The sequence below is a fragment of the Buttiauxella sp. BIGb0552 genome, from assembly GCF_004366275.1.
Taxonomy (GTDB): Bacteria; Pseudomonadota; Gammaproteobacteria; order Enterobacterales; family Enterobacteriaceae; genus Buttiauxella; species Buttiauxella gaviniae.
This window is the reverse complement of record NZ_SODY01000001.1, coordinates 591,590-612,234: the sequence shown is the minus strand read 5'-3', so window position 1 is coordinate 612,234 and position 20,645 is coordinate 591,590. Positions and strand designations below refer to the sequence as shown.

The window sequence follows — 20,645 nt, the reverse complement described above, 5'->3', positions numbered from 1 at the left end:
CCGGATTACTTAGCCAGCTTGAAGGTTTTCAGCTGATTGGCATTGCTGTCGTCAATTAACACGCAGTCCATCAGCTGTTTTTCCTGCAATTGCGGTTTACCGTTTTTCAGGTAGAAATCGGCTTGCACCACGGCCATTTGTGCTTGTTCCCAACCGGGTTGCAGCACGGTGGCTTTGATATTGCTCTTCGCGATAATCGAGTCGCGTACATAGTCGCTACCGTCAAAACCCACCACGATGACATTGGTTTTCCCGGCGGCTTTTAAGGCGGCTTCTGCACCCAGGGCCATAGTGTCGTTACCCGAAATCACACCGACGATGTCAGGTTGAGTTTGTAAGATGGATTCCATGCGGGTGAAGGCTTCGGTCTGACTCCAGTTTGCGGTTTGCTGCGCCACCATTTTCATATCCGGGTAGTCGTCGAGAATGTCGTGATAGCCCTGCGAACGCACGTGGGCATTGGTGTCTGACTGGCGGCCCAGCAATTCAACGTATTTGCCTTTGCCGTTGAGCAATTTGGCAAATTTCTCTGCCCCTAGTTGTGCGCCCTGGTAGTTATTGGAAACAATCTGCGCCACGGCGACGCCAGTTTTGTTGATTTCACGATCGATAAGGAAAGTAGGGACTCCAGCGGCTTTGGCTTTTTCTAATGGGCCGACGGTGGCATCCGCTCCCGCGTTATCCAGAATGATGGCTTTCGCTTTACGGGCGATAGCGGTTTCAATCAGCTGGTTTTGTTTGTTTACATCATCGTCATGAGAGGCAACCAGCGTGGTGTAGCCCAGCTCTTTTGCCTTCGCCATCGCGCCATCGGCTTCAGCTTTAAAGAATGGGTTGTCGTGCGATGGGGTAATAATGGCAATCAGCCCGTTATCAGCGGCATACAGGCTGGCAGATGAAGCAAATAGAGCGGCAACGAGCGAGGTCTTCAGTAGGGTAAATTTCATTTTTATCTCCACATTGAATATATATTCAAACATGATTTATTATTCAATGTAACGATATGCCGCGATTATGGTTCTGTCCATGCGGAATTGAGCAAAATGATAAAAAGGCGAATGTGATCACAAATCGTACGAATTAACGGCAAAAGGAATGCTGTCTTGTTATTTATGCAGGCTTGAATAAAAATATCAGGTAGAGAATCAGGAGGCGCTTATGTCAAAGCAGGACGAACAACGTTTGTTGGTCAAGATCGCGACGCTCTACTTTGTAGAAGGGATGAAGCAGTCGGAGATTGCCGGGCTATTGCACCTGTCGCAGTCATTTGTCTCACGCGCTATCACACGTTGCCAAAAAGAAGGCGTGGTAAAAATCAGTGTTATCCAGCCCGCCAATATTTTTCTCTCGCTCGAACAGGCGCTGGAGAAAAAATACGGTATTCGCCAGGCGATTGTGGTGGATGTCGATGAGTCAGCGCCCGCCTCGCAAATCAAACACGCGATAGGCAGCGCGGCGGCGCATTATGTGGAAACACGTTTACGGCCAAACGATCTGGTGGGGATTTCCTCCTGGAGCTCCACCATTCGTGCAATGGTCGATGAGCTGCACCCGCAGAGCATTAAAGCGCGCGGCGTGATTCAACTGCTCGGTGGCGTGGGGCCGAACGGTAACGTGCAAGCAACCATTCTGACGCAAAACCTGGCGGCGCAACTGGATTGCCCTGCCTGGCTGCTGCCATCGCAAAGTATTGAGCATTCCGTTGAAGAGCGAGCAAAACTGGTCGCCAGCGACGATGTCGCCGAAGTGGTGAATAAATTCGCCGAAGTGGACGTGGCTATTCTCGGTATCGGTGAGCTTGAGCCGTCCCAGCTGCTGAAAAATTCGGGCAACTATTATGGCGAAGCGATGCTGAAAACGCTGGCCGAACGCGGTGCGGTGGGGGATATCTGCCTGCATTATTTCAATGCACAGGGCGAGCCGGTTTTGAGCAAAGAAGAAGATCCGGTTATCGGTATGGAACTGAGCCAGGTGCGCGACTGCCCGCATGTGGTAGCACTTGCAGGCGGGAATGACAAAGCCAATGCCATTCGTGGTGCGCTACACGGCGGTTATATCGACGTGCTGATCACCGACTATCCGACTGCTCGCGAGCTGCTGTAATTCCCCTTTGATGACCGTTTTCGTACCCGCATGCTGAAAACGGTCATTTTCAGTTTTAAGCCATTCCCAAAAAACGTTCTTTTCAGTCATTTTTATTGAGAACCATCACAGTTCATCACCATATTGCCCGGTTAGCTGTTTTATAAACCTAAAGTGTTCACATGTATTTTACATATTTGAAACAATAAAACAGTAAACACAAAGGAGCCGGTCATGACAGCACCTGTACAACACCCGATGTATATTGATGGTCAATTTGTTCAGTGGCAGGGCGAGCAGTGGATTGATGTGATTAACCCTGCAACAGAAGAACTTATTTCTCGCATTCCTGACGCAGACGCGAAACACGCCCGTGATGCCATTGATGCGGCGCATAAAGCACAGGCCGGTTGGGAAGCGCTACCCGCCATTGAGCGCGCAGGGTGGTTGCGTAAGATCTCTGCCGGTATTCGTGAGCGTGCAAAAACCATCAGCGCACTGATTGTTGCGGAAGGCGGAAAAACCCAACAGTTGGCTGAAGTGGAAGTGGCCTTCACCGCAGATTATCTCGATTATATGTCTGAGTGGGCGCGTCGTTACGAAGGTGAAATTCTGCAAAGTGACCGCCCGGGTGAAAACATTCTGGTGTTCAAACGTGCGCTTGGCGTGACTACCGGGATTTTGCCGTGGAACTTCCCGTTCTTCCTGATTGCCCGCAAACTCGCGCCAGCGCTGATTACCGGCAACACTATCGTTATCAAACCCAGCGAATTTACGCCAAATAACGCCATCGCTTTTGCCGAGATTGTCCATGATATCGGGCTGCCAAAAGGGGTGTTTAACCTGGTGCTGGGGCGCGGTGAAACGGTAGGGCAAGAACTGGCAGGTAACCCGAAAGTCGCGATGGTTAGCATGACCGGGAGCGTTGGCGCGGGTGAAAAAATCATGGCGGCGGCGTCTAAAAACATCACCAAAGTGTGCCTTGAGCTTGGCGGCAAAGCGCCTGCCATTGTGATGGACGATGCTGACCTTGATATCGCCGTGAAAGCGATTGTCGATTCACGCATGATCAACACCGGCCAGGTGTGCAACTGTGCGGAACGCGTGTATGTGCAAAAAGGTATTTACGACGAATTTATTACCCGCCTGAGCGAAGCATTCAAACAGGTGAGTTTTGGTGATACCGGCGAGCGTGACGATGTGTCGATGGGGCCGTTGATTAACGCCGCCGCACTTGAGCGTGTTGAGCAAAAAGTGGCGCGAGCTGTTAGCGAAGGCGCACGCGTGGTGCTGGGTGGTAAAGCGCCAGAAGGGAAAGGGTATTTCTACCCGCCAACGCTGCTGGTGGATGTGCGCCAGGATATGGCCATCATGCATGACGAAACTTTCGGCCCGGTGCTGCCCGTCACCACCTTTGAAACACTGGAGCAGGCGCTTGAAATGGCAAATGACAGCGATTATGGCCTGACATCTTCGGTTTATACGCGTGATTTAAATGTCGCAATGAAGGCAATTAAAGGGCTGAAATTCGGCGAAACCTATATCAACCGTGAAAACTTTGAAGCGATGCAGGGCTTCCATGCGGGCTGGCGTAAATCAGGCATTGGGGGAGCGGATGGCCGCCACGGTTTGAATGAATATCTGCAAACCCAGGTGGTCTATTTGCAGGTGTAATGATTTACTTTCTCATTTATAAATGATAATAATTATCAATGGTATTTTTCACCCTTTGCTAACGTCCTGTTAGCAAAGGGTTTGTCCGTGCTATTGATAAGGATATTTATGTCTGCTTTACCACAAACCCGCCTGCGTGCATTGCCTGCTTTAATGCTCTCCAGCCTGCTGTTTTCCAGTTCACTGTTTGCCGATACTTCATTCACGGTTGAAAGAAAACCCGTTGGCAAAGGTGCGTATGAAATGGCCTATAGCGCAGACCAATCCGCGCTGTACGTTGCCACTTCCCAAAGCCGCAAACTGGATAAAGGCGGGGTGGTTTATCGCCTTGACCCGGCAACGCTCGAAGTGACTCAGGCTATTCATAACAACCTGAAACCGTTCGGTGTGGCCCTCAATAAAACAACAGGCACGCTGTTCCTCGGAAACACCACCAGCAGTGCGGTGACGGCGATTAACAGCAAAACCGGTGATGTGATTAAAACGCTTGTAGTGGATGAAACCAAACGTACCGAAACCGTGCGCCCGCTGATGCCGCGCCAGTTAGTGGTTAACGAGGCCACCAACACGCTGTATATGGGCGGGTTGGGTGAGTCCAGCGTGCTGTGGGTGATTGATGGAGCAACGCTTGAATTGCGCGATACCATTAAAGATCTCGGCAAAATGGCGACGGGGCTGGCGATTGATGCGCAAGCATCACGCATTTACATGACTAACGCCGACAACGAATTTATCGTTATCGACAGCAAAACCAATAAGGTTATCTCGCGCACCAGACTGGACACCGAAGGCGAGCATTTCTATCTGAATATTGCGCTGGATACCGCTAATAACCGCGCGTTTGTCAGCGATTCCAAGACACCGCAGCTACTGGTTGTGGATACCAAAACCAGCAAAGTGCTGAACAAAGTGGATGTGCCGCTGGGTCTGGACGTGTTGTTTAACCCGACGCGCAACGAAGTCTACGTGACGCATCGTAAAGCCGGTAAAGTCAGCGTGATTGATGCGAAGAGCTACAAAGTGCTGGAGACTATCGACACACCTGCATTGCCAAATAGCCTTGCGTTGTCTACTGATGGGCAGCAGCTGTTTGTCAGCGTGAAACAACCGGGCAGTCGCGAAAAAGAGCCGACCAGCCCGGATGATATCGTGCGTATAAGCTTCAAGTAATTCCCGTCTTACCTCGAGTTGCAGCCGTGTTGGCTATGTTCCCTTGTAGCCTGGCTGCAACTCGAATTATTCAGAAGCGGGCAACGCCTTAATCCAGTTCATCAATAATTCCGGCCAGCTGGCAGCAGGTAAACCGACCGTACCGCGGATCCCAAACCCATGTTTACCTTCCTGGAAAAGATGCATTTCCACCGGAACGTGCTGGGCGCGTAAGGCCGAGAACATTACCAGGCTGTTATCAACCGGCACGGAAGGGTCATCCACCGCATGAACGATAAACGTTGGTGGCGTCTGGGCCGTCACATTTTGCTCCGGTGAATATTTCTTTATCTGCTCAGGCGTGGGTTTCTCACCAATCAGGGCTTTGCGCGATCCCGGATGAGCGATGCTTTCCTGCATGGTGATCACCGGATACATCAGCGCCATAAAGTCAGGGCGCGCACTGAGTTTGTCTGTTTCATCCGTTGCCGGGTAAACGGACTCGTTGTAGCGCGTCCCCAAGCTTGCGGCGACATGCCCGCCTGCCGAAAACCCCAGCACGCCAATGCGGTGAGGATCGATTTTCCACTTTTCAGCATCGGCACGCAGGGTGCGAATGGCCCGCTGAGCATCGACCAGCGGCGAATCTGAGCCTTCCGCATGTCCATCAGCCGGCATACGGTAAGTCATCACAAACAGGGTGTAGCCCTGGGCATTGAAAATGGGGGCCAGATCACTACCTTCTTTGTCCAGAACCACGCGTTGGTAGGAACCGCCAGGCGTGACTAATAACGCCACACCATTGGGTTTTTTAGGCAAATAAGCGGTGATGGTTGGGGAACGAATACCTGTTACCGCGCGGTCAGCCAGCCCGCCATCCTTGCGTCTGTCGACCGTTTCTTGTTTAACCGGACTGTTTTTTGCACCCGGTGCTTCACCCTGGGGCCAGACGGGAAATTCAGGTAGTGCCTGCGCGGCACCACACATGGACAGTAATATCGAACTAGCAAGCAGAGAGCGACCTAACATAACCTTTCCTTTTTCGAATGATTAACTGAGATATAACATACCGTTAATATAAAAAAGGCGAGGTGGTGCTCATTTATGAATCATGATGCTGGTTAAATTGAAATATCGTTTTGAAATGATTTTCGCGCTTACCTTCACTCTATTATTGAGTGGAAGATAAGCGCGAAACAAAGCGGTTACTCGCTGTCAGCCTTTTCCGCTTTACCTGCCATCTGCGCCAGGAAGTCGTAGCGTTTTTGCAAATCGACGGCAGCATCTTTCCACAACTGCTCGGCGACTTCCGGTTGTTGCGCATTGAGTCGGCGGAAACGTTGCTCTTTCATTAACGTATCAGCCAATGCATCAGACGGTGGGCGAGAGTCGAGTGCCAGCGGCAATTTACCTTCATCGGCACGACGTGGGTCGAAGCGATAAAGTGGCCAGAAGCCGGTCGCGGTCAACTGGCGCATCTGATCGTGACTGAGTGCCAAATCATAACCATGTTCCTCACATGGGCTGTAGGCGATAATCAGCGACGGGCCGGGATAGGCTTCCGCTTCCTGAATGGCTTTCACCGTCTGGTTAAGCTGCGCGCCGAGTGAAATCTGCGCCACATAAACATGCCCGTACATCATCATGCTGACGCCGAGATCTTTACGTGCTTTACGCTTGCCGTGTTCGCCAAATTTCGTCACCGCGCCTAACGGCGTGGCTTTGGATGCCTGGCCGCCCGTGTTGGAATAACACTGCGTATCAAGCACCAGAATATTGACGTTTTCGGTCAGGCTAAGCACGTGATCTAAGCCGCCAAAGCCGATGTCATACGCCCAGCCGTCACCGCCAATCAGCCAGATAGATTTATCAACCATTGCATCGGCATCGGTGATGAGCTGGCGCGCGTCCGGGTCGTCGATATCCGCCAGATGTTTGCGCAGTTCGATAACCTGTTCGCGGCGCACTTCTGGTGTGGCCTCAGCATGAAGCTGTTCGTTCAGTTCAGCAGGCAGTTTGTCAGCAAACTTACCAACCAAGCGCATCACGCGGGCGCGGTGCTGATCGACTGTCAGACGGAAACCTAAGCCAAATTCGGCGTTGTCTTCAAACAGCGAGTTCGCCCAGGCCGGACCGCGACCGTTGGCATCGGTGGTGTACGGTGTTGAAGGCAAGTTACCGCCATAAATTGATGAACAACCGGTGGCGTTAGCAATCAACATGCGGTCACCATAAAGCTGGGTCAGCAGTTTGATATACGGGGTTTCGCCACAACCAGAACAGGCGCCGGAGTATTCGAACAGCGGCGTCAGCAACTGGGAAGTCCGAATGTCGATACGCTCGAGGCTGGTGCGGTCCATTTCCGGTAGTTTGAGGAAGAAATCGTAATTCTCTTTTTCTTCTTCGACGTGCTCAAGGCGCGACATCATATTGATGGCCTTGATTTCCGGGTTCTGGCGGTCTTTGGCCGGGCAAACCTCCACACACAAATTACAGCCAGTGCAATCTTCCGGTGCCACTTGCAGCACGTATTTCTGCCCACGCATATCACGGGATTTCACATCCAGAGACTGCAAGGCAGAAGGAGCGTTTTCCATCGCTTCTGGCTGCACGACTTTGGCGCGAATCGCCGAGTGCGGGCAGGCGGCAACGCAATGGTTACACTGGGTACAAATGTCCGGCTTCCAGATAGGGATTTCTTCGGCGATGTTGCGTTTTTCCCACTGCGTGGTGCCCATCGGCCAGGTGCCGTCTGGTGGCAGTGCAGAAACAGGAAGCGCGTCGCCAAGTCCTGCGAGCATCGCGGCGGTGACGGTTTTGACGAAATCCGGTGCCGCATCGGAAACCACCGGCGGGCGCATTGGGCTGCTTTCGTTCACTTCCTGCAAGGTCACTTCGGCAAGCGACTCACGGGCTAAGGCTAAAGCCTGCCAGTTGCGCTCGACCAGTTCCTGACCTTTGCTGCTGTAACTTTTAGCTATCGCACCTTGTAGTTCCGCCAGTGCACTGTCGCCCGGCAGAATATTGGTGAGATGGAAGAACGCCATCTGCATAACGGTGTTGATGCGCGCGCCAAGCTGGCATTCACGGGCGATTTTCGCCGCGTTGACCACGAAGAAACGGGCTTTCTTCTGATTCAGAACCGCCTGAACTTCTTGCGGCAGGCGGTGCCACACTTCGTCCGCGCCATAAGGCGTGTTGAGCAGGAAAATACCGCCCGGTTTCAGGCGCTCGGTCATCTGATATTTGTCGATAAACTGCAACTGGTGGCAGCCCACAAAGTCGGCTTTATCAATCAGGTAGGTCGAGTTAATCGGCTGCTCGCTGACACGCAGGTGGGAAACCGTCAGGCCGCCTGCCTTTTTCGAGTCATAGACGAAATAACCCTGGGTGAAGAACGGCGTCGAGTTACCGATGATTTTGATGTTGTTTTTGGTGGCAGACACGCTGCCGTCGCTGCCAAGACCGTAGAATAGCGCTTCGAGTTTGGCGCGGTTTGGCAGAGTATTTTCTGGCAATGGCAGAGACAAATTGGTGACGTCGTCGTAAATACCGACCGTAAAGCGTGGGCGCGGTTTGGCTTCTTTTAGCTCGTTAAATACTGCCAGCACACAATCCGGGCCAAATTCTTTCGATGACAAACCATAGCGCCCGCCAATCACGCGCGGCAGCCTTTCGCGCTCGCCACGGTTGAAGGCTTCGGCAAGAGAGGTCATCACGTCGAGATACAGCGGCTCTGCCAGCGCACCGGGTTCTTTGGTACGGTCGAGCACGGCAATCTGGCGTGCGCTTTCTGGCAGCACTTCTAATAAATGGTCGGCGGAGAAAGGGCGGAACAGGCGAACTTTCAGCACGCCGACTTTTTCGCCGCGCGTCAACAGTTCATCAACCACTTCCTCGCAGGTGCCAATTGCAGAACCCATCAGGATAATCACGCGTTCGGCTTGCGGGTGGCCGTAATATTCAAACGGGCGATACTGGCGCCCCGTTGTTGCCGCAAAGCTGTTCATTGCCTTCTCAACGTGTTCATACACTGCGTCGTACCACAGGTTACTGGCTTCGCGGGACTGGAAATAAGTATCCGGATTAGCGGAGGTACCACGAATCACCGGATGCTCTGGGTTCAATGCCCGAGCGCGGTGTTCATCAATCTCTTTTTGCGGCAGCAATTCCAGAATGGTGCTGTCAGCCATCGGGACAATTTTATTGATTTCATGTGATGTACGGAAACCATCGAAGAAATGAATAAATGGCACGCGACTCTTCAGGGTGGCGATATGCGAAATCAGCGCGAAGTCTTGTGCTTCCTGAACACTGCTGGCGCACAGCATCGCACAACCGGTCTGGCGAATCGCCATCACATCTGAATGGTCACCAAAAATCGAGAGCGCGTGGGTGGCAACAGTGCGCGCAGCCACATGCAATACAAACGGCGTGAGTTGCCCGGCCAGTTTGTAGAGTGTCGGGATCATCAGCAGTAAACCCTGCGATGACGTAAATGATGTGGAAAGTGCGCCGGTTTGCAGCGCGCCATGAACGGCAGCGATTGCGCCCGCTTCAGACTGCATTTCTACAACGCGTGGCGTATCGCCCCACACGTTTTTGCGACCGTCCCCTGACCATGCATCAGCAAGTTCTGCCATGGTTGAGCTGGGAGTAATCGGGTAGATGGCAATGACTTCACTGGCGCGAAACGCCACTGACGCGACTGCACCGTTGCCGTCGATTGTGATCATGGAGACACCCTTACATTGCGCAATATACCTGTCACCCTTCAAGTAGCTCAGGTATAAATGAAAACGAATAGACCCGCATACCTACGCGAATCGAAGAATAATCTTTTAATTCTAGCAAAGCCCACAGAAGGTGATTTTCGCTTTTGTGTCCTGTGTTGAACCTTGATTGAAGTCGTCAAAAGGGGCGGGTGGTTATGTTTTGTGCAATAAAGTGATCCCTATTGCAAAATCACACACATTTTATGGCGTTACGGCCTCGACGTAACGCAACGCCTGCGCTTATGATTCTTAGGTTTTGCAACGTTCAGGGGGAGAAGAGTAATGCGAGCTGCGTTTTTAGCGGGATTTGCCGCACTGTTATTGTCGGCATGTAGTAGTGAACCACCTCAACAAGCCACTGCAGCTCACGTACCGCCTGGTATGCGTGCAGCAATGTCAAATCAAGGTCAGGCGAGTTGTGCAATGATTGGTGGGACGTTGAGTGTTGCTCGTCAACTTGATGGTTCGGCAATCGGTATGTGCGCGATGCCGAACGGCAAACGCTGTAGTGAAAATGCGCTTGCCGCCGGAACTTGTGGGGCGTACTAGCCTAATCAGTTGACCAGATCGGCCAGTTTATAAACTAAGGTATGCTGGCTGGTTTTGAGCGTCAGTTGTTGCGGAGCTAAGTCAACTTTTGCGCCTGTAGTCAGCATGTCGTTAATCATGTGATCCAGCCCATTAAGCTGCGGTTCTGCACACATCATCATGGTCATTCCCAGACCTTTCGCTTTCAGCGTATCGCCTTCAAGCGTCGCCTGGCCCATAAAGCGGTTACACATGCTGCCTGCAATGTGCATGTTCTCACCGAAACTCAGTTCTGGAGTGCGATCAATGCCGGTTAATGGCTTGCCGTCAACACTTTGCAGAACATAGCGGTGGTGTTGCAGGTCTTGTGCGGTAACTGCCGATTTATCACCTGATTGTGCGCAGCCGGCCAGTACCATTGCAGCCAGCGCTACTGCAGCTAATTTTTTCATCTCTTGTCCTTAAGTTATTCATGTCATCAATGAGTTGGCGATACTTTGTCAAAAAGTTTGCTGTGAAGCTGTAAGGATAATCTTAAAACGACCCTCATCCCGCCCTTCTCCCTGAGGGAGAAGGGGACGATCAAACCAGACTCTCTAACAGAAAGAGGGCCTGTCTATTAACTCACCTGATTAACACAAGGCTCGCCATTCTCTAACTGGCGTAAGTTTTCTAGCGTCGTCTCGGAAATGCTGGTTAATGCTTCCGCGGTCAGGAATGCCTGGTGGCCAGTAAACAGCACGTTATGGCAGGCAGACAGGCGACGGAATACATCATCCTGAATGACATCGTTAGATTTATCTTCAAAGAACAGATCACGTTCGTTTTCATACACATCCATACCTAACGCACCGATTTTTTGATTTTTCAGTGCATCAATAGCGGCTTGTGAATCAATTAAAGCGCCACGACTGGTGTTGATAATCATCACGCCATCTTTCATCTGTGCAAATGCAGCCTGGTCAAGTAAATGATAGTTCTCAGGCGTCAGAGGACAGTGCAGTGAAATAACATCGGACTGCGCAAACAGCGTTGGCAAATCGACATATTCCACACCCAGTTCAAGTGCTGCAGCACTTGGGTACGGATCGAACGCCAGCAAGCGCATGCCGAAGCCTTTTAAAATTCTCAGCGCGGCAATACCAATCTTACCCGTGCCAATCACACCGGCGGTTTTGCCGTACATGGTGAAACCAGTCAGCCCTTCAAGAGAGAAGTTCGCATCACGGGTACGCTGGTAAGCGCGGTGAATACGACGGTTCAGGCACATCATCATGCCGAGTGCATGTTCAGCTACGGCTTCTGGTGAATAAGCGGGAACGCGCACCACCGGCAGGCCTAACTCTTTTGCAGCGTCGAGATCGACGTTGTTAAAGCCCGCGCAGCGCAATGCGATAAATTTCACACCGTGCCTTTTGAGCTCTTCGAGAACAGGGCGGCTACCATCGTCATTCACGAAGATACAAACACCATCGCAACCATGAGCAGTTTTGGCTGTTTTTTCGGTTAGCAGGAAGTCGAAAAATTCAAGATCAAAGCCGTATTCATTGTTAACCTGCTCCAGATACTTTTTGTCGTACTGTTTTGTGCTATACACTGCCAGTTTCATGAGACTTATCTCCAGAATGATATTGATGTAAAATTATCACGCTTAAAATATTCTTACAAATATTAAAATTTATTTTCAAGCATGAAATTCTACTGCTAACTCAAGGTTGGCTACGCTTATACCAGGCACGACCTTCACGCCCGGTCCAAATAATGCAAGAATGATCGCATATGTTGTTTAAATGGGCACATAATTGTCGCAGAATCAGGATATTAACCACCCATGAAGGGTAAATATAAAGCCATTATTGCGTTGGTACTAATACTCATTCTGCTGCCGTTAACGCTTCTGATGACTATAGCCCATTGGCTGCCAACGCTTGCCGGTATCTGGCTGCCGCAAGGGACACGCATTGCTATGGAAGCCAGCCCGCGATTTACGCGTGGTGCGATAATCGTTCCTGATTTGCGTTATCTTGCCGGGGATTGCGAACTGGCGACGATAAAAGATGCCACTCTTAGCCACCCTAAACGCTGGCGCATTCATCTTGATACGCTCAATCTTAACGTTGATTGCCTGAGTAAAATTCCTCTCGACGAATCTGGCCCAGCCGCACCGCGTACTTTGGCCGAGTGGCAATCACTGCTGCCTGAAAGCCTGCTTACTATAGATAGGGTCAATGTAACGCCCTTTCAACAGTTCTCGGGGGGGTTACGTTTAACGTTAACGCCGCAGCAGCAAACGGTTCATTACCAAGGCCCATCGCTCAGCGTTGATGCTCAGCTAAACGGTCAAATGCTCGATCTGCAAAAGTTGAAAATTCAGGCGTTTGCGGGCATGGACCCGCTGGAACTTGTCGGCACCGTTACCTTACCTCCACTTACCGATGAACTGCCTGAACAGGGCCATCTCGCGACTAAATTACGCATTCCACAAGAGCCAGAATTAGTCGATGTCATTCTGAACTGGAACGATGATCAGGGTACATTCTCACTGAAGAACCCAGCTGCACCTGAGGCATTAATGACGCTGCCATGGACCATCAGTGAGAACATTTTTGAAGTCAATGGTGGGCAGTGGTTCTGGCCCTATGCTGGGTTCCCGCTGCGTGGTGGCATTGCTTTACGGATTGATGACTGGAAGCAAGGGCTGGAAAAGGCCTTAATCAGCGGGCGTATGAACGTCGTCACGCAAGGTAGCGCCGGGAAAGCTAACGCGGTGCTAAATATTGGTCCCGGTAAGCTCAGCTTGATCAACAGCTCCTTGCCGATGCAATTAACCGGTGAAGCAAAACAAGATGGCATGGTGTTTTACGCAGTGCTGCCGGGTGAAATTAGCGGGGCGATTGCCGATCCTAAATTATTGTTCCGTCCAGGCGCTCTACTGCGTTCGCGTGGGCGTGTCATCGACTCTATCGATGTTGACGAAATTCGTTGGCCACTGGCGGGAGTCAGTGTCACGCAACGCGGTGTTGATGGGCGGTTGCAGGCGATAGTTCGCGCACACGAAAACCAAAGGGGTAATTTCGTGTTGCATCTGGATGGCAAAGCGAATGACTTTTTGCCAGATGCTGGGTTATGGCGGTGGAAGTATTGGGGCAAGGGTGAGTTTACCCCGATGCAGGCAAAGTGGGATGTGCGTGGGCAAGGAGAGTGGCGCGACAGCGTGATTGAACTTAGCTCGCTTTCTACCGGCTTTGATAAGCTTGAGTATGGCTCAATGCTGGTCACTGAACCACGTTTGAAACTGGAGAGGCCTTTACACTGGCAGCGTGCGCAAACAGCTCCTACTTTTGACGGCGCGTTTATCCTCAATGCGGGAGAAACGACTTTCAGCGGTGGCAGTACGTTACCGCCGTCAACATTAACCTTTAGCGTCACGGGCAAAGATCCTTCTTCATTCCAGTATAAAGGTGACCTGCACGCAGGGAGTATTGGCCCGGTACGTGTGAGTGGTCGCTGGGATGGTGTGCGCCTGCGCGGTAATGCGTGGTGGCCACAGCAAGGACTGACAGTATTCCAGCCGCTTATCCCCGCTGACTGGAAAATGACTTTAAAAGATGGCTCGCTCTATTCACAGGTGGCCTTTTCCGCAGCCGCAGGGCAAGGGTTTGAAGCCGGTGGCCATGGCGTGGTGAAAAGTGGCAGCGTCTGGATGCCGGATAACCAAATTAACGGTGTCGACTTTGTGCTGCCATTCCGCTTTGGCAACAGCACATGGCAACTGGGAACAGACGGCCCGGTGACCTTGCGTATCGCGGAAGTTAAAAACCAGGTGACCTCGTCGAATATCACTGCTGACCTCGAAGGCTGGTATCCGTGGAGTGACACGCAGCCGTTGACGCTCAGTAACGTGAATGTCGATATTCTGGGCGGCAAAATGCGTGTGCAACAATTACGCCTGCCGCAACGCGATGCAGCCTTGCTACGCTTAGAAAATATCTCGTCGAGCGAATTGATTACTGCGGTCAATCCCAAGCAGTTCACTATGTCCGGGCGTGTGAATGGTGCCTTGCCGCTGTGGCTTAACCATCCACAATGGATCATTAAAGATGGCTGGCTGACAAACCCGGGGCCACTGACATTGCGGCTGGATAAAGATATGGCTGATGCCATTGTTGAGAACAATATTGCTGCAGGTGTTGCAGTTAACTGGCTGCGTTATATGGAGATTTCTCATTCCTGGACAGATATCAATTTAGATAATCTTGGCGTGCTAACTTTGCGGGCGAATGTGCGGGGCACAAGCCAGGTTGAAGGGAAAAGGAATGAAGTGCGGCTGAACTACAGCCATCAGGAAAACCTCTTTACGCTTTGGCGCAGCCTGCGTTTTGGGGACAATTTGCAAACCTGGCTTGAGCAACATACCGAACTGCCGGATGTGCGCTGCCAGACTCGCGATAAAGCTTGTGAGGAAACACAATGAAAATCGTCATCGCTATGCTCCTGGTGCCAGGGATTGCTGGGTTAACGGGATGCACGCCGCGTATTGAAGTCGCGGCGCCAAAAGAACCTATCACCATTAATATGAACGTGAAAATCGAGCATGAGATTCATATTAAAGTAGATAAAGACGTTGAAACGTTGCTTAAAAACCGCAGCGATTTGTTTGGCCAGGAGTGAAGCTCATGAGCAAAATCGTTAAGAGTGTTTTACTGGCAAGCATCTTATTTAGCCAACAGACATTGGCATTAACCCTGTCGGAAGCACGCCAGCAAGGGCGAGTGGGAGAGACATTAAGCGGTTATGTTGCGCCAATCAAACAAGATAAAGAGACGCTGGCGTTGGTGAAAAGCATTAATGAAGCGCGGGCGGAAAATTATCAGAAACTGGCAGACAGCAACAATATCTCAGCAAACCAGGTCGCAGAATTGGCCGGGCAGAAGCTGGTGGCAAGAGCACAACCGGGTGAGTACGTGCGCGGCATTAACGGTCAATGGATGAAAAAATAACCCGTGACACAAGGCGCTGGGCTACACTGAAGTTGCTTTGATGACATGGATTGTACACGCATGTATTAGCTATCCCGTTGTTCTGAAATCCGCTCATTTACCTGTATGCGTGAAATAGTATAGGGACAAAAAGTCACTCTTTTATTCCGTACTATGGATACAACTATGGGTACTGGATGAGGAACAACTGATGAAAAAGATTATTTTGACCGTAGTGCTATCTCTGGTTACCACAGCGGCGTTCGCGCAATTAACGATGAATTCTGGTGCAAGTAATACGAGTTCAGGCAGTTCATCGAGCAGTAGCCAGCAAACAGGCACCGTCGACTTGCTCGGCAGTGATACGGTTGCCGGCCTTGGGACTAGCGATACCGTGGCTGGTCTTAGTGGGAGCGATTCGCAAACTATCAACCCTACATCTTCATCCTCGCCAATGCCGGCTTTTGGGCACACGGGCAACCTCAGGCAACCTGGTTCAATCCGTCATTAAGGAAAAAGTGGATCAGCTGTTGTAGAACATCAAACGGTTACCAACCAGTGTCTTACGAGAAAGGATGAATGCTGGATATTAACGTAAGGTTGTAACCGTCATACTTTTGAATGCAGGTCTCGTTTAGACGCTATTAACGTATATTTATATAGCATCTGAAATAAAAAGCTTATTTTCTCAGCAGGTTAATTTAAAACCAGTGATTGGTTTTTATTCTATTTAAAATATTCACCCTATATTTTTTAAGTACATTTTCAATTAAGAAAAAAGGCCCTCATAAAGTGTCATATCCGTTAAGTAGGATTTACGTGACAGTACCTGTTTGCATCTCATACTGAAAGTGCGCGCATTGAATCATTTGGCTGTAAAAATGTAAATATGCGAAGTTAATGACCACTCAAAAGCAAATATACAGCACAAGTGGCTGGAGTGTAGATAACACACTGATTTTCATAAAATAAGTACAAGATAAAAACATTAGGGCAACATACAGACATTCACAAAATAAAATATTGAGTAGAGAGTAAAAAGAACCTATATTGACGGCGTTTTTTACATGGTGCTCAGTTTTTCTACATTCATTAATTCAACTGCCAAATTAACGAACCGGCAGCTGTGGGAGAGATATGATGACGGATAAAGTCCGTATTGATAGTTTAGGTGCAAATTCATTCAATGGTAACAATGAAACCTATTTGGCGCGTCAAGCTGAATTTGAATCGAATGTCAGAAGTTATCCACGTAAATTGCCTTTAGCAATTGCGCAGGCCAACGGTGTTTGGATCACTGATGTTGAGAATAATCAATATCTTGATTGCTTGGCCGGTGCGGGTACGCTTGCTCTTGGGCATAACCATCCTGACGTGCTGCAAAGCATCCAAAATGTCATTACCAGCGGCTTGCCGTTACATACACTGGATCTTACAACTCCGTTGAAAGATCAGTTTTCTGAATATCTTCTCTCTTTATTGCCTGGTCAGGGTAAAGAATATTGCCTGCAATTCACCGGTCCATCCGGTGCGGATGCAGTTGAAGCGGCACTGAAACTGGCTAAGAAAGTTACCGGTCGTTCAGGCATCATCAGCTTCTCCGGCGGCTATCACGGCATGACTCATGGCGCACTTTCCGTAACAGGTAACCTGTCACCGAAAGAAGCGGTTGATGGCATGATGCCTGAAGTTCAGTTTATGCCTTATCCGCACCTGTACCGCTGCCCGCTGGGTATTGGCGGTGAAGCTGGCGTGAAAGCATTAACTTACTACTTCGAAAACCTGATCAACGACGTTGAGAGTGGCGTGCGCAAACCTGCAGCAGTCATTCTGGAAGCGGTTCAGGGTGAAGGCGGCGTGAATCCGGCGCCTGTTGAGTGGCTGCAGCGCATTCGCAAAGTCACCAAAGAACACGGCATTCTGCTGATCATCGATGAAGTTCAGGCTGGCTTCTGCCGTACTGGTAAATTGTTCGCCTTCGAACATGCTGGTATCGAGCCGGACATCATTGTTATGTCTAAAGCGGTTGGTGGTGGTTTACCACTGGCTGTTCTGGGTATTAAGAAAGAGTTTGATGCATGGTCACCTGGCCACCACACCGGTACTTTCCGTGGTAACCAACTGGCGATGGCAACCGGTCTGACAACTCTGAAGCATCTGACCGAAAACAAGATTGCTGACAAAGTTGCAGCACAGGGCGAGTGGCTGAAAGGCCAACTGGCTGAGCTGCAAAAACGTTACCCGGTCATTGGCCAGGTTCGTGGTCTGGGCTTGATGATCGGTATTGAGATCGTTAAACCAAACGAAGCCAAAGATCATATGGGTTGCTACCCAGCTGATGCTGAGTTATCCGCATTGCTGCAGAAAAACTGCTTCAAAGCAGGATTGATTCTGGAGCGTGGTGGCCGTAATGGCGTCGTGCTGCGTCTGCTACCATCTTTGCTTATCACTAATGATGAGCTGGCTATTTTCCTCGATAAGTTTGAGCAGGCGCTGTTAGCGGCTGGCATCAAGCCTGTTTGAGTGGAGTTAATGACCTCGATGTCTGAATTAAATCCTATCCTGGCAGGCTCAGCGCAAAGCACTGAAGCCTACCAGCAGGCCATTGCACAGACCAGCGCGGCTGTTGTGCAGTGGTTGCAGCAACCTGAGATGTATCAGGGTAAATCTGTTGCTGAATTGCGTGAACGCATTCAACTGGATTTTAATCCTCAGGGCCTGGGCAACCAGGTCGCTATTGAACGTGCGATCGAATACTTCTTAAAAGACAGCCTGTCGGTGCATCACCCGCAGTGTGTCGCGCATTTGCATTGCCCGAGTCTGGTTATCAGCCAGGCAGCAGAAGTGTTGATCAACGCCACTAACCAGAGCATGGACTCATGGGACCAAAGCCCGTCTGCGACCATCATTGAGATGAAGCTGATTGAATGGCTGCGTGCTCAAGTGGGTTATCAGGCAGGCGATGCTGGCGTGTTCACCAGTGGTGGCACCCAGAGCAACCTGATGGGCCTGATGCTGGCTCGTGACGCGTTCTTTGCGCGCCAGGGCCACTCCATCCAGCAAGATGGCCTGGTCGGCAACCTGAAAAAGATTAAAGTCCTGTGTTCTGAAAACGCGCACTTCTCAGTGCAGAAGAACATGGCTTTAATGGGCCTCGGTTACCAGTCAGTGACGTTGGTGAAAACTGACGAATTCGCGCGTATGGATATTAACGACCTGCGTGAGAAACTGGCGCAGGCTCAGGCTAACGACGAACAGATCCTGGCGATTGTTGCAACAGCGGGTACTACCGATGCTGGCGCAATTGATCCGCTGCGTGAAATCGCCACCCTGGCAGCAGAGCACCAGATTTGGGTGCATGTTGATGCAGCGTGGGGCGGTGCGTTGTTAATGTCCGAGAAATATCGCGACTATCTGGACGGTATTGAGTTAGTGGACTCCATCACCCTGGACTTCCATAAACAGTACTTCCAGACCATCAGCTGTGGTGCTTTCTTGCTCAAAGAAGCACGCCACTACGAGTTGATGCGCTATCAGGCGGCTTATCTGAACTCTGAGTTCGATGAAGCAGCTGGCGTGCCAAACCTGGTGTCTAAATCTTTGCAGACCACTCGCCGTTTCGACGCATTGAAACTGTGGATGGGTCTGGAAGCATTAGGTCAGAAGCAATATGCCGCGATCATCGATCATGGTGTGACACTTGCACAAGAAGTTGCGCAGTACGTTACTGAAGAACCGTCTCTGGAACTGGTGATGAAACCACAACTGGCGAGCGTTCTGTTCCGTTTCCGTCCTGAGCAAATGGCTTCTACTAGCGACGCAGAAATTGCACTGCTGAACCAGAAAATTGGTGATGCATTGCTGGACTCTGGCCGCGCAAACGTAGGTGTGACTGAGCATAACGGCGTGACTTGCCTGAAGCTGACTCTGCTGAATCCGACCGTTACGCTTGAGGATATTAAAGTCCTGCTGGCGTTGGTTGAGAAAACAGCACAACCGTTGCTGGTTGGCTAAATAAAGTAAATGGGCGGTAAATACCGCCCATTTATATTTCCCTCGCAAAACATTTTTTTCCTGTCTCCCACTTCTTTTTACTATTAACGATATTGTTCATATTCAATTGTTTCACGCACCGTGATCAGCGCCTGATAAAGAAGATCTTCACTGACGGACCCGAGTGCTATACGAATGGCGTGGGGAACATTTTGCGAAGTACTGAAAGGCTCTGCAGTTGAGATTGAAATATGTTTCTCCAGCAAGCTGCGTACCACACTTTCTGCGCGCACTTCTTCAGCCAGCGGCAGCCATAAAAAATAAGATACTGGATGACTGATATAAGGCAGCGACCCAAATACTTCGCGGGCAATGTTTTGACGTTTTTGAGCATCTTCTCGCTTGAGTGATTCAAGTCTGTTGACCGTTCCATCACGTATCCAGCCACATACTATTGATGTCATAAGGGCAGGCGTATTCCAGGTGGTTGCCCTAATCACTCGTTCCAGCGCCGCTCGGTATGGAGCAGGGCAGACAACAGCCCCGACGCGCAAACCGGTTGCAATATTCTTTGAAAAACCAGTGACATAAATAGTCCGCTCTGGAGCAAAAGTAGCCAAAGGCGGGGGCGGGTCACTGACCAGAAAAGCATACGCCGCATCCTCAATCACCAGCAGATCATGTTCTCTGGAGATAGCTGCGATTTCTTTACGCTGATCGGAACTGAGTACCCACCCCAGTGGATTATGTAGAGTGGGCATAGTGTAGACGGCGCGTACTCGCCTGTGCTGGCATATTTTGCGCAAAGCATTCAGGTCCGGGCCTGTGGAAGATACAGGAATTGCTACCAGTTCGAGGTTAGATGCTACCGCCAGCGTCTTAAAGCCTGAATAGGTCAGCGCGTCGACAGCTATCACATCTCCAGGTTTAAAAAGCCCTAAAACGGTAATGGCCAGGCCATGCTGGGCACCGCTAACAATAAGAATATCGTCCGCGCAAGCGTTTATCCCTGCGAGGACCAGATGGGATGCTATGGTTTCACGTTCGCTGCAACGGCCAGCATGAGGCTGATAACGCAACAGTGCTTCCAGGTCACCGGTGGTGGTGAGTTGTCGTAAAGCATCTCGCAACAGTTCAGTTTGCTCAGGAAGTGCGGGGTAGTTAAAGTTCAAATCCAGTACTTCGGTCGCCACAATTTGCTGATCGATCCCCAATCCGGCGGGAAGAGATATTTCTCTGACAAAAGTGCCGCGTCCGGTTTCCCCGCTCACCAATCCCATAAATTCAAGCTCAGCGTATACGCGAGTCGCCGTAGCGAGCGAAATATGCTTTTCAGCAGATAATGCCCGGTGAGTAGGTAACTGGGTTCCTGCTGCCAGTTGGCCTAAACGGATGGCAGCAGCATAGTCATCAACAATCGCTTTATATCGCGCTTTCACTGAATGTATCCATGACAATATTTTGA

The 20,645-nt window shown here is 50.6% G+C and carries 16 protein-coding genes; 10 read left to right on the top strand and 6 right to left on the bottom strand.

Features of this window, described 5'->3' with window-relative positions:
• Positions 1–5: 5 nt before the first annotated feature.
• On the bottom strand, positions 6–947 hold the full coding sequence (locus tag EDF88_RS02820) for a D-ribose ABC transporter substrate-binding protein (RefSeq protein WP_064518740.1): 942 nt from the start codon (positions 945–947) through the stop codon (positions 6–8).
• Between the two features lie 211 nt (positions 948–1,158).
• On the opposite strand from EDF88_RS02820, the gene EDF88_RS02815 reads away from it, so the two are divergent.
• The 3 genes from EDF88_RS02815 (at position 1,159) to EDF88_RS02805 (ending at position 4,926) form a co-directional block, all read left to right on the top strand.
• Positions 1,159–2,103 (top strand): sugar-binding transcriptional regulator, encoded by a 945-nt coding sequence (locus tag EDF88_RS02815; protein WP_064518741.1) that lies wholly within the window; start codon positions 1,159–1,161, stop codon positions 2,101–2,103.
• Positions 2,104–2,316: 213 nt separating this feature from the next.
• Positions 2,317–3,756, top strand: coding sequence for an aldehyde dehydrogenase (aldA, locus tag EDF88_RS02810; protein ID WP_134182754.1), 1,440 nt, complete (start codon positions 2,317–2,319; stop codon positions 3,754–3,756).
• Between the two features lie 108 nt (positions 3,757–3,864).
• Positions 3,865–4,926: a YncE family protein gene (locus EDF88_RS02805; RefSeq protein WP_134182752.1), complete on the top strand. Its 1,062-nt coding sequence runs from the start codon at positions 3,865–3,867 to the stop codon at positions 4,924–4,926.
• A 66-nt stretch (positions 4,927–4,992) separates the two neighbouring features.
• Here EDF88_RS02805 and paeX read toward each other — a convergent pair whose 3' ends face one another.
• Positions 4,993–5,934, bottom strand: a complete 942-nt coding sequence (paeX, locus tag EDF88_RS02800; RefSeq protein ID WP_134182751.1) for a pectin acetylesterase PaeX — start codon at positions 5,932–5,934, stop codon at positions 4,993–4,995.
• A gap of 176 nt (positions 5,935–6,110) precedes the next feature.
• Positions 6,111–9,641 carry a pyruvate:ferredoxin (flavodoxin) oxidoreductase gene (nifJ, locus tag EDF88_RS02795; RefSeq protein WP_134182749.1) on the bottom strand — a complete coding sequence of 1,177 codons (3,531 nt, stop codon included), beginning with the start codon at positions 9,639–9,641 and terminating at the stop codon, positions 6,111–6,113.
• A 321-nt stretch (positions 9,642–9,962) separates the two neighbouring features.
• On the opposite strand from nifJ, the gene EDF88_RS02790 reads away from it, so the two are divergent.
• Entirely contained in the window at positions 9,963–10,229 is a 267-nt protein-coding gene (locus EDF88_RS02790; RefSeq protein WP_034455667.1) for a DUF333 domain-containing protein, read from the top strand.
• A gap of 5 nt (positions 10,230–10,234) precedes the next feature.
• On the opposite strand, the gene hslJ is transcribed toward EDF88_RS02790, so the two are convergent.
• The gene (hslJ, locus tag EDF88_RS02785) at positions 10,235–10,660 is read right to left on the bottom strand and encodes a heat shock protein HslJ (RefSeq protein ID WP_134182747.1); all 426 of its coding nucleotides are present in this window, start codon (positions 10,658–10,660) and stop codon (positions 10,235–10,237) included.
• 167 nt (positions 10,661–10,827) lie between these two features.
• Positions 10,828–11,817: a 2-hydroxyacid dehydrogenase gene (locus EDF88_RS02780; RefSeq protein ID WP_064518747.1), complete on the bottom strand. Its 990-nt coding sequence runs from the start codon at positions 11,815–11,817 to the stop codon at positions 10,828–10,830.
• 222 nt (positions 11,818–12,039) lie between these two features.
• Between EDF88_RS02780 and EDF88_RS02775 the strand changes: the two genes are divergently transcribed.
• From EDF88_RS02775 to EDF88_RS02750, 6 genes are all read left to right on the top strand, one after another.
• Positions 12,040–14,682: a YdbH family protein gene (locus tag EDF88_RS02775; protein ID WP_134182745.1), complete on the top strand. Its 2,643-nt coding sequence runs from the start codon at positions 12,040–12,042 to the stop codon at positions 14,680–14,682.
• Positions 14,679–14,879, top strand: a complete 201-nt coding sequence (locus EDF88_RS02770) for a YnbE family lipoprotein (RefSeq protein ID WP_064518749.1) — start codon at positions 14,679–14,681, stop codon at positions 14,877–14,879. Before EDF88_RS02775 ends, EDF88_RS02770 begins: the two co-directional genes overlap by 4 nt.
• 5 nt (positions 14,880–14,884) lie before the next feature.
• Positions 14,885–15,208 (top strand): YdbL family protein, encoded by a 324-nt coding sequence (locus tag EDF88_RS02765; protein ID WP_064518750.1) that lies wholly within the window; start codon positions 14,885–14,887, stop codon positions 15,206–15,208.
• Between the two features lie 190 nt (positions 15,209–15,398).
• Positions 15,399–15,698, top strand: a complete 300-nt coding sequence (locus EDF88_RS02760; RefSeq protein ID WP_064518751.1) for a hypothetical protein — start codon at positions 15,399–15,401, stop codon at positions 15,696–15,698.
• A gap of 626 nt (positions 15,699–16,324) precedes the next feature.
• A complete protein-coding gene (locus EDF88_RS02755; RefSeq protein ID WP_064518752.1) occupies positions 16,325–17,710 on the top strand; it encodes a diaminobutyrate--2-oxoglutarate transaminase in 1,386 nt (461 codons plus the stop codon).
• Positions 17,711–17,728: 18 nt separating this feature from the next.
• Complete coding sequence (locus EDF88_RS02750) at positions 17,729–19,201, top strand: aspartate aminotransferase family protein (protein WP_134182743.1); 1,473 nt, start codon at positions 17,729–17,731, stop codon at positions 19,199–19,201.
• A gap of 83 nt (positions 19,202–19,284) precedes the next feature.
• Here the strand turns inward: EDF88_RS02750 and EDF88_RS02745 are convergent, their stop codons facing one another.
• The gene (locus EDF88_RS02745; protein WP_134183244.1) at positions 19,285–20,619 is read right to left on the bottom strand and encodes a PLP-dependent aminotransferase family protein; all 1,335 of its coding nucleotides are present in this window, start codon (positions 20,617–20,619) and stop codon (positions 19,285–19,287) included.
• Positions 20,620–20,645 lie beyond the last annotated feature (26 nt).

What these genes read in the sequence shown, in the direction of transcription:
- EDF88_RS02770 (WP_064518749.1), top strand. Translation starts at nt 14,679, where the DNA reads ATGAAAATCGTCATCGCTATGCTCCTGGTGCCAGGGATTGCTGGGTTA.
- EDF88_RS02805 (WP_134182752.1), top strand. Translation starts at nt 3,865, where the DNA reads ATGTCTGCTTTACCACAAACCCGCCTGCGTGCATTGCCTGCTTTAATG.
- EDF88_RS02760 (WP_064518751.1), top strand. Translation starts at nt 15,399, where the DNA reads ATGAAAAAGATTATTTTGACCGTAGTGCTATCTCTGGTTACCACAGCG.
- EDF88_RS02815 (WP_064518741.1), top strand. Translation starts at nt 1,159, where the DNA reads ATGTCAAAGCAGGACGAACAACGTTTGTTGGTCAAGATCGCGACGCTC.
- hslJ (WP_134182747.1), bottom strand. Translation starts at nt 10,660, where the DNA reads ATGAAAAAATTAGCTGCAGTAGCGCTGGCTGCAATGGTACTGGCCGGC.
- EDF88_RS02790 (WP_034455667.1), top strand. Translation starts at nt 9,963, where the DNA reads ATGCGAGCTGCGTTTTTAGCGGGATTTGCCGCACTGTTATTGTCGGCA.
- EDF88_RS02775 (WP_134182745.1), top strand. Translation starts at nt 12,040, where the DNA reads ATGAAGGGTAAATATAAAGCCATTATTGCGTTGGTACTAATACTCATT.
- nifJ (WP_134182749.1), bottom strand. Translation starts at nt 9,641, where the DNA reads ATGATCACAATCGACGGCAACGGTGCAGTCGCGTCAGTGGCGTTTCGC.
- aldA (WP_134182754.1), top strand. Translation starts at nt 2,317, where the DNA reads ATGACAGCACCTGTACAACACCCGATGTATATTGATGGTCAATTTGTT.
- EDF88_RS02765 (WP_064518750.1), top strand. Translation starts at nt 14,885, where the DNA reads ATGAGCAAAATCGTTAAGAGTGTTTTACTGGCAAGCATCTTATTTAGC.
- EDF88_RS02755 (WP_064518752.1), top strand. Translation starts at nt 16,325, where the DNA reads ATGATGACGGATAAAGTCCGTATTGATAGTTTAGGTGCAAATTCATTC.
- EDF88_RS02750 (WP_134182743.1), top strand. Translation starts at nt 17,729, where the DNA reads ATGTCTGAATTAAATCCTATCCTGGCAGGCTCAGCGCAAAGCACTGAA.
- EDF88_RS02780 (WP_064518747.1), bottom strand. Translation starts at nt 11,817, where the DNA reads ATGAAACTGGCAGTGTATAGCACAAAACAGTACGACAAAAAGTATCTG.
- paeX (WP_134182751.1), bottom strand. Translation starts at nt 5,934, where the DNA reads ATGTTAGGTCGCTCTCTGCTTGCTAGTTCGATATTACTGTCCATGTGT.
- EDF88_RS02820 (WP_064518740.1), bottom strand. Translation starts at nt 947, where the DNA reads ATGAAATTTACCCTACTGAAGACCTCGCTCGTTGCCGCTCTATTTGCT.